The following is a 12801-nucleotide window of genomic DNA, read 5'->3' as shown; positions in this document are numbered from 1 at the left end:
AATTAAACAGTGAATATAGAATTAAAGAGAGTTACATTTATCACAATTGTTGCTGTAGCACTCGCTTTGTTCTTCGATTTTATCACCGCATTGAACGCAAATTTTATCAGGTAAATTCTTGAAAAATTCCACTACGTTTTCTAACATTGTGCATGCCTCCTTTAATGTTCTGTTATATTACTTCTGTTTATATTATGTATTGTATTATAACAGTTTGAATTCGTCAACACAAATGGCCTATTTTAAGTTAAAATAAATATGGACATATTGTGAAGGAGAGAAGCCCCATGTATTTTATCGATAACAAAGGGATTACAGATCCACGCATTAACTTGGCGATTGAAGAGTATGTATTAAAGAATATGGATATTGAGAAAGACGATTATTTACTTTTTTATATTAATCAGCCTTCAATCATTATCGGCAAAAACCAAAACACAATCGAAGAAATAAATACGGACTATGTAGAAGAAAACGGAATCATTGTCGTACGTCGCCTTTCTGGTGGTGGCGCGGTTTATCATGATCTAAACAACTTAAACTTCAGCTTTTTAACGAAGGATGATGGGAACAGTTTCAGCAACTACAAAAAGTTTACTCAACCAGTTGTGGATGCACTAGCAAAATTAGGCGTTAATTCAGAGCTTTCAGGCCGTAATGATATTTTGGCTGAAGGGAAGAAAGTATCGGGCAATGCACAATATTCGACTCGTGGCCGAATGTTTAGTCATGGTACGTTAATGTTTGATCTGGATATAGATGCTGTTGTTAATTCACTTAAAGTTAAACAGGACAAAATTGAATCTAAAGGGATTAAATCTGTGCGCTCGCGTGTGGCAAATATCGTTGATTTCCTGCCTGAAAAGATTACAGTTGAAGAATTCCGTATGGAAATTTTAAAATCAATTTTCGGTGGCGAGGAAAATATTAAATATTACGAGCTAACTGAAGATGATTGGGAAAAAATCCACGAAATTTCTAAAAGCCGTTATCAGTTATGGGAATGGAATTATGGCAAATCGCCACGCTTCAATATTCAAAAAACAAAGCGTTTTCCATCAGGCAGTTTAGATATTCGTTTAGATGTAAACAAAGGGGTTATTGAAGAAGCGACTATCTTTGGAGATTTCTTCGGTATAGGTGATGTGGAGGAAGTCGCACAATTACTGATCGGCACTAAATACGAACGTAATGCAATAGCGGAAAAGCTGAAAAATATAGAGATTCCTACTTACTTTGGTGGGGTTTCTGAAGAGGACTTCCTTCAATTAATATATTAGCATTCAGTGTATCGCATCATGAAAGTAATAGAGATTGTTTAAAGTGGGGCTCCAGATTTCGAGAGCTCCCTTTTTTTGATACAATAAGAGAGAAATTAGAAAATTTTTTCAGCCATCTTTTTGCGCGGAGAGAAGTCGCGTATATGCCACTACTGTGGAAACGATGGACTAATAAAAAGATTAGGTATTATTGTTGAATATCCTATTGAAAAGGAGGTCATTCAGATGGAAAAGCATCGGATTTTCATCGTCGAGGATGATCCAAAAATAGCTTCACTATTAGCAGATACATTAAGGAAATATCAATATGATGTGGAAACGATTGCTGACTTTGATTTATTAGTCGAGCAATGCCTGGCATTTTCACCACACTTGATTTTATTGGATATAAATTTACCTTCTTATGATGGATATTATTGGTGCCGAAAGTTAAGACAATTTACGAAGTGTCCAATACTATTCATTTCAGCCCGCTCCGGAGAAATGGATCAAATATTTGCGTTGGAAAATGGCGGGGATGATTTTATTACGAAGCCGTTCAACTATGAAATCGTACTTGCTAAAATTCGCAGCCATTTACGTCGTACATATGGAGAATATTCCGCAAGACAGGAGGAGCGAACAGTTGTACAAGGTCAGCTCACTTTATATTTGGAACGGATGGAACTTCAGTTAAGAGATTTGGTCATTCCTTTGCAAAAGAAGGAATGTATTATTTTAGGATTGTTAATGGGACAAGCACCAAAAGTGGTGTCTCGCGATCATTTGCTAGAGGAATTATGGGATGATCAAGCATTCGTCGATGAAAATACATTGAATGTAAATATGACACGTGTCCGGAAAAAGCTAGCAGACTATGGCATCAAATCAGTGATTGAAACCGTACGCGGGGCAGGCTACCGCTTTTTATTGAGTGCGGAGGAAATGTAATGGCGATCAAAATGTTTATTAAGGAGCATCTTTCCTATATTATTTTTCAAATTGTGCTGACATTATTTTTACTATCTTTATTTTGGCTGGATGGCTTTCGTAATATCAACACCGCCATTTATGCCATTGCTATTAGCACTCTTCTTATTTTTTCTTTTCTAGTTGTGAGGTATATGTTAAGACGCCGATATTTAGCAAAGATTTCGGTGCTTCCAAATACTATGGAAGATGCGCTTCAAAAAAACGCGAAAACTACCGAATATACAGTAACAGAACAGTATTTACATGAGCTTTACCGGCTGTATCAGCATGAAGTACAGGTATTGTATGCGACCCAATCGCGGCAGTATAAATTTATGAACCAATGGGTACATCAGATGAAAACACCCGTATCAGTTTTAGAGTTGTTGTTACAGCAGGATGAGGAGCTGGATAAAAAAAGTGTCCAAGAGGAAGTGGAGCGTTTAAAGCGAGGCCTTGAAATGGTGCTCATGCATGCGCGATTGGAAAATTTTGCGGACGATATGCAAATCATGAAAGTACCGCTTAAATCCGTTATTATGAATACCATTAACGAGAATAAGCGCTTATTTATTACGAACCGTGTTTTTCCGGAAGTGAATATTGATGAGGATATAGTGGTAATGAGTGATGAAAAATGGCTGCGCTTTTTAATTGAACAATTTATTACGAACGCGGTGAAATATACATTTGAACCAAATAAGAAAATTTATATTACTGTCGTGCAGAACGAAAATCAGGTGCAATTATGCATACGTGATGAAGGAATTGGTATACCGAAAGCTGATTTATCCCGAATTACGAAAGCTTTTTATACAGGAGAAAATGGCCGGAAAACGGGTGAATCTACCGGTATGGGACTTTATATTGCAAAGGAAATATGCGATAAGCTCGGGCATCAACTCGTGATTACTTCTGAAACAGGTCAAGGTACACAGGTAGAAGTGATCTTTCAATCATAGGGGTAGAAGCGTGTGAAAAACATTTGGAACATGTAGTACTTGATTTTGCCAAGGACCTTGGTATTGATCTTTCCAAGCCAAGTCAACTGGAAAGTCATCAAGTAAACGACAATACAGCCATTATGTATTCGGGGAAATACCATATTATCGGCGAAATTGTGGAAGGTGAAGTCGATGGATGGGATATCATACTTGGAGAGCACTGTTTTTCGCTAACTGATGAAATGGATCAAGTTCCAATAATGATGGATGGTCCTATTATCGAAATTAGCTTTGAAGTTGTCCTGCCTTGGGTGCTAGAAAGTAATATACTCATTTAAAAGGAGTTACTATGCCAATTTTACAAATACAGGAAGCGACGAAAGTGTATGAGGGAAAAGTGACGAAGCGTGCACTAAACCAACTTAGTTTTGAGGTGGAAAAGGGTGAGTTTATAGCAATTATGGGTCCGTCGGGCAGTGGTAAAACAACACTGTTAAATATGGTTTCCATGATTGATACACTTACTTCCGGAGAGATTATTTTCAATGGAATGAAACCGCAAAAACTTAATAGTGAGGAGCTCGCATTTTTCCGTCGACGTCAGCTCGGATTTATATTTCAAGACTTCAATTTGCTTCCGACTTTAACGGTAGAAGAAAACATTATATTGCCGTTAACGCTTGATGAACAGCCAATAGCTGTTATGGAAGAGCGCCTTCATCATTTAAGTGAACTGCTCGAATTGACTTCTATTTTAGAAAAGCGTCCAAATGAAATTTCCGGTGGACAAGCACAACGTACTGCGATTGCTCGGGCATTAATTCATAGACCGATGCTTGTTTTAGCGGATGAGCCGACAGGGAATTTAGACTCGAATGCGTCACGAGAAGTTTTGGAGCTGTTGGGAAAAATGAATCAAGAAAATAACACTACTATTTTAATGGTGACACATGATCCGATCGCAGCAAGCTATTGCGACCGTGTAATTTTTATTAAAGATGGTGAGTTTTTCAATGAAATCTATAAAGATGACCGACGCCAAACATTTTTCCAACGAATTTTAAATGTATTAAGTTTATTAGGGGGACATGTCGGTGACTTTTCTTCAATTCGCCTACCGTAACGTTTTCCGGAATTTTCGAAACTACGCTGCCTTTTTTATGGCTAGTTTTTTTAGTGTTTTTGTTTTTTTTATCTATTCAATGTTGATGTTTCATCCTGAAATAGAAAGAGGGTTTTTAGGAGAAGTATCAATTGCAGGGATGGTTATTGCTGAAATCATACTTGTTCTCTTTTCATGGTTTTTTATTTTTTATTCGATGCGGGCCTTTTTAGAGGCGCGTTCGAAGGAATTTGCGATATTGCTTCAACTTGGCATGGACCGCAACCAACTCGGAAAACTGATTATCATTGAAACGATGACAATTGGTATATTCTCATGCATTTCAGGAATTGTTTTTGGTTATGCATTTTCTAAGTTTTTCTTTATGATTGTGCGTGAAATTTTAAACTTAACTGCGTTGCCGCTCTATTTATCATGGGAGCCGTTTGTACTTACGTTATTTGTTTACTTGAGTGCTTTTATTGTAATTTCAACAATCAGCATTATTTTTACTCCTGATATAAAAATCCGGAATTTGATTCGGGGCCCGAAATTTGTTGATGTTGTAACGAACTATTCAAAACGTAATGCGATTTTAGGAATTGTACTTATTTTATGTGGCTACAGTTTAGCGCTTATTACAACCAAATCATCTATTTTTACGTATACGCTGCTTATCCCGATCTTTGTAACTTTCGGGACGTATTATTTCTTTACAGATACAACGCTTTTTATTATAGATCGTTTGAAGAATCGAAAGCTGTTTTATTGGAAACGAGCACGTATGTTGGCGATAGCCGAGCAAGTGCATATTTTACGTGTTAATTCTCGGATGTTCTTCATCGTTACCCTTGTTTCCACACTTGCCTTTTTAACAGTGGGTGTATTATCTGCAATGTCGTCCTATACTTCTCAATACGATAAGCTCAACCCGATTGGTCTTATTTATAAAGGAGTAACCGATAATCCATATGAAACTGAGCATATTCTCTCTATTATAGATGAGTTGGAAGATAGCGGAATAAGTTATCATATGACGCGTTTTACTGTAGTACGTCAAACATCCACCTATACTTCGAATCCGGTAGAGGTGTTTCGGGAAACCGATATTAACCATTTACTGTTTTCCTATAAATATCCGCTTGTTAGTTTAACGAGTGGGGAAGCGATGTTCATCCCGTACTCGGAAGATTCGATTGAAACATTGGAGGAGACGGTTGTAGAGACGGTTTTAAAGGAAAACGATATTCATCTGACGATTGATAGTGTGTATCCGAAAGTGTTTTTCCCATCTGCGATTATTAGCAGTAATGCGATTATAATTAGCGACGAAGACTTTACGCGTCTCGTAAATGATTTTGAGATGACACCTTATGTCGAGCCGGGGTATCACTTATTTACTTTTGATATTCCTAACTGGACTGAAACTGACCAAATTGGTCTTGGAATTCAGCAAATGGTCGCCAGAGATTATATTTTAAATAGTGACTATACACTGCCATTTTATTTTGAAAATGCTGGTTTAAATTATTCTTATATATTAGCTACGTATTCTTTGTTAACGCTCGTTGGTATATTAGTAGTAGCTGTATTTTTATTGGCTTCAGGTAGCTTTGTATATTTCAAAATATACGCAAACTTGGACCGTGAGAAAAAGCAGTTTGATATGCTTAAAAAAATCGGTTTAAGTGATAAGGAACTAAAGCGGCTTATTACAAGAAATTTAGTCATTCAATTTTTCCTGCCATGGGGCTTAGCCTTTATTCATAGTGCTTTCGCGTTCTTTGTCGTCCAAACTGTTTTAAATGATGTCATGAATTTATCGATCGTAAAGGAAGTTGTATTCTCATTTACGTTGTTTGGAATTATACAAGTTGTCTATTTTTATTTAATAAGATGGCGGTATTTATCTCACGTCCGAGGATGATGTGGATAGAAAAAATATGATTTTAGTACAATATTTCGGTATAAACGAGAGTTTGGTATTGTTTTATTAATATACTTATCTTATAATGCTAATAAAGTGAATATTGTTTCATTTTACGCATAAAGGGGATGGGTGTATTGAATTTAGTTGAAAAGGTAAGACAACAAGCTTTCGAACAACCAGAAAAAACAGCGTACTACTTTTTAGGGAAAGGCACGTCATACGGGGAATTGGAGCAAACCGTTGCGCGATTTGCTGCTGCCTTGGAAGATTTAGGTGTACAAAAGGGCGATCATGTCGCATTTTTACTTGGGAATACACCGCATTTCATCATCAGTCTTTACGCTTCTATGCGTATTGGTGCTGTGGCAATTCCGATTAATCCAATTTATACAGCAGATGAAATTTCCTATATTATTAAAAATGGTGACGTTAAGGTTGTTATCGCACTTGATTTACTTTTACCGCTTGTGGAAGCAGGGGTGCATAGATTACCACAAGTTGAACAGTATATTATTTGCGAAACGACACCGGAAATCGGTGAGAAATATGCGGCACTTTCGGATGCTGCTAAAGAAAAAACAAAGCTGTTTTCACAAGTACTGGCTACAACGGCTCGTACAACTGATCCGGTAGATTTAGCTCCGGACGATACAGCTATTATTTTATATACTTCCGGTACAACAGGTCATCCAAAAGGCGCAATGCTGACACATAATAACCTGTTTTCTAATGCACGTGATATTGGAGATTATTTGCAAATGACGACGGATGACCGTGTTATTGCAACATTACCAGTATTCCATGTATTTGCATTAACGGTTGTGGTGAACTCTCCATTAACGCGGGGAGCGACAATTTTATTGGCACCACGCTTTAGTCCAGGAGAAATTTTTGAACTAGCTTCGACATATAAGGCAACTGTATTTGCAGGAGTGCCGACAATGTTTAATTTCCTGTATCAGTATGAACAAGGTGATGTTTCGGCATTTTCAAGTGTTCGTTTAACAATTTCAGGGGGAGCATCATTACCAGTATCATTACTACATAACTTTGAGCAAAAGTTTAATGTACGAATCTCTGAAGGCTACGGTTTATCAGAAGCTTCACCGGTAACATGCTTTAATCCTATTGATCGCGAACGTAAACCGGGTTCAATCGGGCAGTCGATTGTGAATGTTGAAAATAAAATTGTTGATGAAAACGGCGAGGAAGTAGGAGTCGGTGAAGTCGGCGAATTGATCGTTCGTGGACCAAACGTAATGAAGGGCTACTACAAAATGCCGGAAGAAACGGCTGTTGCGATTCGTGATGGCTGGTTATATACAGGAGATTTAGCGAGCAGAGACGAGGAAGGGTACTTCTATATCGTTGATCGCAAAAAGGACTTAATAATTGTAGGCGGTTACAATGTGTATCCTCGTGAAGTTGAGGAAGTATTGTTCTCGCATGAAGGAATAGTAGAGGCAGCAGTTGTAGGCTTCCCTGACCGTGATTTTGGTGAGGCGGTACATGCATATGTTGTATTAAAAGATCCTTCTCTTACAGTTGAGGACATTCGAGCATATTGTGCAAAGCATATCGTGAAATACAAAGTACCGTCTGTTATTGAAATTTTGGACGAGCTTCCTAAGAATACAACAGGTAAAATTCTGCGACGCTCTTTAAAAGAAATCGCAAAAGCATAGCATACAAACACCTACTGCACTTGTGGTAGGTGTTTTGCTATTTGAAAAGGTTCTACAGAAATGGTAGAAGGAATTAATAATACACTTAAAGTATTAAAAGGAAGGCCTATATTTTTCTTTAATTTTAACACTATAAAGCAAAGATATTACTAATTAAATCATGTATATAAAAATGTAGGGATACACCTTGGTTAATCGAGAGTTGATTGGAATGGAGGGCGGCAGACTCCTGCGGGAACAGCACGACGCCTGAGACTACAGGCTCAGGCCGTGCCCGCGGAAAGCGTCCGCCCGTAATGGAAATCAACGGCTTTATTAGAAACAACAAAAAGAGGTAGTGACAATTGAAGAAATAATGACACTACCCCAACAAAAAGTTATACTAATAATATTTTGAACTTTCAAATAAAAAATGTTAAAGTATTATTACGGAAATCGAAATAAATTTTAAGAGGTGTTATAATGGCAAACTATGTAACGAAAGAAAGTCTTTTTGAAATACAATCCATTACGAATCCAATACTTGCACCAAACGAGAAAGAAGCATTATTTATACGCACTCAATTGAATGAGAAGGAAAATAACTATAATGCTCATCTGTTTCATATTGATTTGGAAACAGGGGAATCAACGCAGTGGACTTACGGCAACGAAAGAGTTTCAAGTCCACAATGGTCACCGGACGGCAAGCAAGTGGCGTTTTTGGTTAAGCGCAATGAAAAACAGCAGCTGTATATTTTAAATAGCCGTGGAGGAGAAGCCCAGGAAGTAACGACACTTCCGAATGGCGTCAATTCATACTTATGGAGTCCATGCGGTGAGAAGCTTTGGATTACGAGTACTGTAAAAAAAGGCTTGGGCATTACAGAGCAGGAAGAAAAAGAAGAGAAGAAAGTTCCAAAAGCATATGTAGTCGACAAAATGAAATACAAAGCAGATAGTGTTGGGTTATTACCTCAGGAACGTTATTCACAAATTGCGAAGGTCGATTTAGCAACAAAAGAAGTGAGTGCTTTTACAGAAGGTGATTATTCTCATAGTTTACAAGGGATTTCACATGATGGGAAAACATTGGTCATTGCAGTAAATCGTGCTGAAAATACGGATGATGTATTCCGTACACCACTATTTTTAGTTGATGTTGAGACGAAAGAAGAAGCAGTATTAATTGATGAAGATGGCTATTATGGTGGCGCGGAGTTTTCATTTGATGATCGTTATATAGCATTTGGCGGCTCAGACCATACATATAAAAACGCGACACATGGCCATGTTTATATCTATGATACAGAAACTAAAACAACGCAGAAGCTGACTGAGATGCTAGACGTACCAGTAGGGGATTATGCCGTTGCAGATATCCAGCAAGGTGTAGATGCTCCAACGGTCATTTGGACGGAAAATAATGATTTATACTTCCAAGTGTCTACTGAAGGAGATATCCGGTTATATTATGCTACATTAGACGGCGCAATTTATCCTGCATCACCTGAAAATGAACATGTATATGGATATGCCGTTTTCAAAAATGGTAACCGTGCATTGATGACGGTTTCGAATCCGACATTCCCTGGTGAGTTATTCGATTTCGACATTACAACGGGCGAGCGCAAACAGCTGACATCGTTTAATGCCGAGTTTTTAAAATCAACAACACTTTCAACACCGGAAGCGATTTCGTATACAGCGAAAGATGGTATCACTGTACACGGATGGATAATGAAGCCGGCTCAATATACTGAAGGCGAGAAATATCCTTTCATCGTGGAAGTGCATGGTGGACCTCATACATTGTATGCGAATACATTTTTCCATGAAATGCAGTTATTAGCGGCAAAAGGATACGGTGTATTATATGTGAATCCTCGTGGCAGTCATGGTTACAGCCAGGAATTTGTAGATGGTGTGCGCGGTAAATATGGTGAAGGTGACTATGAGGATATTATGGCGGGTGTTGACTATGTATTGGAAAATTATGCATGGATTGACGAGTCACGTTTAGGTATTACTGGTGGTAGTTACGGTGGATTTATGACGAACTGGGTTGTGGGACACACGAATCGATTTAAAGCAGCTGTTACACAGCGTTCGATTTCAAACTGGATTAGCTTCTACGGGGTATCGGATATCGGCTATTACTTCTCGGAGTGGCAAATGCTGGCGGATATGAATGACGTTGAAAAGCTATGGCATCATTCGCCGTTAAAGTATGCGGCAAATGTTGAGACACCGTTACTTATTTTACACAGTGAACGCGATTTCCGCTGTCCAATTGAGCAAGCTGAGCAGTTGTATATTACGTTAAAGCGTATGGGTAAAGAAGTTGGATTCGTCCGCTTCCCGGAATGTGATCATAACTTATCACGAACAGGGATTCCAAATTTACGACTAGAACGATTAGAGCAAATCACAGGTTGGTTTGAGAAATATTTATAAAAAGTAAGGAACTGGGGCATAACCAAAAAAGCCATTTTTCTCAAGGAGAAAAATGGCTTTTTTGCTATGTGTAAAATTGATTTCCATTCCGGGACGCTTTCCGGGACGCTTTCCGCGGGCGCGGCCTGAGCCTGTAGTCTCAGGCGTCGTGCCTTTCCCGCAGGAAGCTTTGCTTGTAGCGAAAGGCGTTAGCCGTCAGCTACACTCGCCCTTCATTCCAATCAAATTTCCTCTTCTGTCCCAGTCTCTTTTTTAAGAATTTTATTTCCCTTTAAACTGTGGGGGTCTTTTTTCTGCAAAGGCGTTTAGTGCTTCAATGCGGTCCTCTGTAGGAATTGTCAGTTCATATGCTTTGCGTTCAATTTGCAAACCAGTTTGAATGTCGGTTTTCATTCCTTGCTTCACGGCAAATTTAGCCTGCTGTAGAGCAATCGGTGCATTTTTTAAAATTAATGCCGCAAAATCAGCAGTTACTTCACGTAGATTTTCAAAAGGTGCTATTTTTGTGACCACGCCATATTGAAGCGCCTCTGCTGCAGTCATCCGTTTAGCCGTTAAAATAAGTTCGAGCGCTTTTGCTTCGCCGATTAAACGTGGCAGTCGCTGTGTACCGCCTGCACCTGGAATAATCCCTAAGCTTGTTTCCGTTAAGCCGAGTGAAATCTGGTCAGCAGCGATGCGGAAGTCACAAGCAAGTGCCAACTCAAGTCCTCCACCAAAAGCATATCCATTTAAAACACAAATTGTCGGCTGCGGTAATTGTTCAATCAGTGTAAACACTTCACCAAAGCGATTTAAATTTCGCTTTACCAGTGTGTCAGGCAGTGTTTTACGTTCTTTTAAGTCTGCACCAACAGAAAATGCTTTATCACCTGCTCCTGTAATCACGACAAGGCGAATATCAGGATGAATTTGAATAGATTCGATGACACTTCGTAATTGTTCAAGCATTTCAAAGTTAAAGGCATTTAACATATCCGAACGATTAAGAGTTATGTATGCAATAAAATCTTTTTGGTCGTATTTTACAGTATTCACATTTACTACCTCCTAATATTTTGTTACTCTATTTTTATAGTACATTGTAAATGGTTTTAATTACAACAAATTACATTATAGTGAAAATATACTAGAATTAGGGAGGGTTAAATTGGAAGTTTTCATCGGTAGACAACCAATATTTAATAAATACGAAGAAATCATTGCATATGAGTTGTTGTACCGAAATAATTACGTGAACAAGTTTCCGGATATTGATTCGGATACAGCGACAATCGAATTATTAATTAATTCATTTCTTTCCATAGGTATTAATGAAGTAGCAAATGGCAAACCGTCTTTTATTAATTTCACTGAAAATTTAATTATGCAAGATTCGGTAGACTTTTTAGACCCTGAACAAGTAGTGATCGAAATACTGGAAAACATTTCAATTACTCCTGAACTAATTCAACAGCTAAAACACTTAAAAAGTGCAGGTTACAAGCTTGCTCTTGATGATTTTGTAATTGATGAGAAAGTTCTTGTATATGATGAGCTCTTTCCTCAAATTGATTATATTAAAATTGACTTTTTACATACTTCGGAAAATGAGCGAATAGTAACAGAACAGCTAATTAAATCAAAATTTCCTCATATTAAGCTTTTAGCAGAGAAGGTAGAAACGCGCGAGCAATTCGAAATTGCAAAACAATCGGGGTATTCTTTATTTCAAGGATACTTTTTTGAACAGCCCCAAATATTAACTGCAACCGATATACCAGCAAATATCTTTCAATATTTTCAAATTATATCTTTATTACGTAATGATGAAGCGAATTTTGATTTATTGGCAGAAAATATCGAACGTGAGATTTCACTTTCATATCGGTTATTGAAGTTAATTAACGGATCCTCTAGGCGAACGAAAAAGAAGGTGCGTTCGATAAAGCAGGCAATATTAATGTTGGGACTGTTGGAACTGCGTCAATGGGTATACTTGCTAGCGATGCGTGAGTCGAATGTAAACCCTAATAACGATGTGTTTAAAGAGTTAATGTATGCATCGTTATTTAGAGCAAAAGCATGTGAAATAAGTGCTCGTTTAAATTATAAAAAAAATTACTCAGAGTACTTTTTAGTTGGGCTCTTTTCATTAATCGATTCTTTATTAAAACGTCCTATAAACGTTATTGTTACACAATTACCGTTGTCAGAAGATATTATAGAAACAATTTCTGGATCACAGACAGTTATGACGCCTTACCTTCAATTTAGCACAGCTTTAAGTAAGCTAGATTGGGAAAATATAATGCCGTTAGCCAATCAATTAAATATTCCGAGCGATGAGATTTTACCAATGTATGAGGAAATAAAAGGATGGGTAAATGATACGCTTAATATGAAATAATCGGTACAGCTCTACGTCCTCTTTACTTTAATGAAGTTCTCATTTTATGTTGGATTTGCTATAATTCAAAGGAATTTGCAAAAG

The 12801-nt window shown here is 37.7% G+C and carries 11 protein-coding genes; 9 read left to right on the top strand and 2 right to left on the bottom strand.

Annotated elements, in window-relative coordinates; genetic code table 11:
• Nucleotides 1-21: 21 nt before the first annotated feature.
• A complete protein-coding gene (gene yhfH, locus NYE67_RS17110; protein WP_008406441.1) occupies nucleotides 22-147 on the bottom strand; it encodes a protein YhfH in 126 nt (41 codons plus the stop codon).
• Nucleotides 148-287: 140 nt separating this feature from the next.
• Here yhfH and NYE67_RS17105 point away from each other — a divergent pair, with 140 nt between their 5' ends.
• The 8 genes from NYE67_RS17105 to NYE67_RS17070 all read left to right on the top strand — a co-directional run bounded on the left by NYE67_RS17105 (nucleotide 288) and on the right by NYE67_RS17070 (nucleotide 10328).
• Nucleotides 288-1280, top strand: coding sequence for a lipoate--protein ligase (locus NYE67_RS17105; RefSeq protein ID WP_340726126.1), 993 nt, complete (start codon nucleotides 288-290; stop codon nucleotides 1278-1280).
• 225 nt (nucleotides 1281-1505) lie between these two features.
• Complete coding sequence (locus NYE67_RS17100) at nucleotides 1506-2210, top strand: response regulator transcription factor (RefSeq protein ID WP_340730673.1); 705 nt, start codon at nucleotides 1506-1508, stop codon at nucleotides 2208-2210.
• Nucleotides 2210-3193, top strand: coding sequence for a sensor histidine kinase (locus tag NYE67_RS17095; protein WP_340730672.1), 984 nt, complete (start codon nucleotides 2210-2212; stop codon nucleotides 3191-3193). The genes NYE67_RS17100 and NYE67_RS17095 overlap by 1 nt, the downstream gene beginning before the upstream one ends.
• Before the next feature lie 23 nt (nucleotides 3194-3216).
• A complete protein-coding gene (locus tag NYE67_RS17090; RefSeq protein ID WP_340730671.1) occupies nucleotides 3217-3513 on the top strand; it encodes a hypothetical protein in 297 nt (98 codons plus the stop codon).
• Between the two features lie 11 nt (nucleotides 3514-3524).
• Nucleotides 3525-4298, top strand: coding sequence for an ABC transporter ATP-binding protein (locus tag NYE67_RS17085; RefSeq protein WP_340726122.1), 774 nt, complete (start codon nucleotides 3525-3527; stop codon nucleotides 4296-4298).
• The gene (locus NYE67_RS17080) at nucleotides 4270-6204 is read left to right on the top strand and encodes an ABC transporter permease (RefSeq protein ID WP_340730670.1); all 1935 of its coding nucleotides are present in this window, start codon (nucleotides 4270-4272) and stop codon (nucleotides 6202-6204) included. Before NYE67_RS17085 ends, NYE67_RS17080 begins: the two co-directional genes overlap by 29 nt.
• 137 nt (nucleotides 6205-6341) lie before the next feature.
• Entirely contained in the window at nucleotides 6342-7892 is a 1551-nt protein-coding gene (locus NYE67_RS17075; RefSeq protein ID WP_340726120.1) for a fatty acid--CoA ligase family protein, read from the top strand.
• A 462-nt stretch (nucleotides 7893-8354) separates the two neighbouring features.
• Nucleotides 8355-10328, top strand: a complete 1974-nt coding sequence (locus NYE67_RS17070) for a S9 family peptidase (RefSeq protein ID WP_340730669.1) — start codon at nucleotides 8355-8357, stop codon at nucleotides 10326-10328.
• Between the two features lie 261 nt (nucleotides 10329-10589).
• Here NYE67_RS17070 and NYE67_RS17065 read toward each other — a convergent pair whose 3' ends face one another.
• Nucleotides 10590-11366, bottom strand: coding sequence for an enoyl-CoA hydratase-related protein (locus NYE67_RS17065; protein WP_340730668.1), 777 nt, complete (start codon nucleotides 11364-11366; stop codon nucleotides 10590-10592).
• Between the two features lie 112 nt (nucleotides 11367-11478).
• On the opposite strand from NYE67_RS17065, the gene NYE67_RS17060 reads away from it, so the two are divergent.
• A complete protein-coding gene (locus tag NYE67_RS17060; protein ID WP_340730667.1) occupies nucleotides 11479-12717 on the top strand; it encodes an EAL and HDOD domain-containing protein in 1239 nt (412 codons plus the stop codon).
• The last annotated feature ends 84 nt before the right edge of the window (nucleotides 12718-12801 follow it).

Source organism: Solibacillus sp. FSL W8-0474, assembly GCF_038004065.1.
Lineage (GTDB): Bacteria > Bacillota > Bacilli > Bacillales_A > Planococcaceae > Solibacillus > Solibacillus faecavium.
Note: the sequence above shows the minus strand (reverse complement) of the source record. Positions and strands in the feature narration are given on the sequence as shown.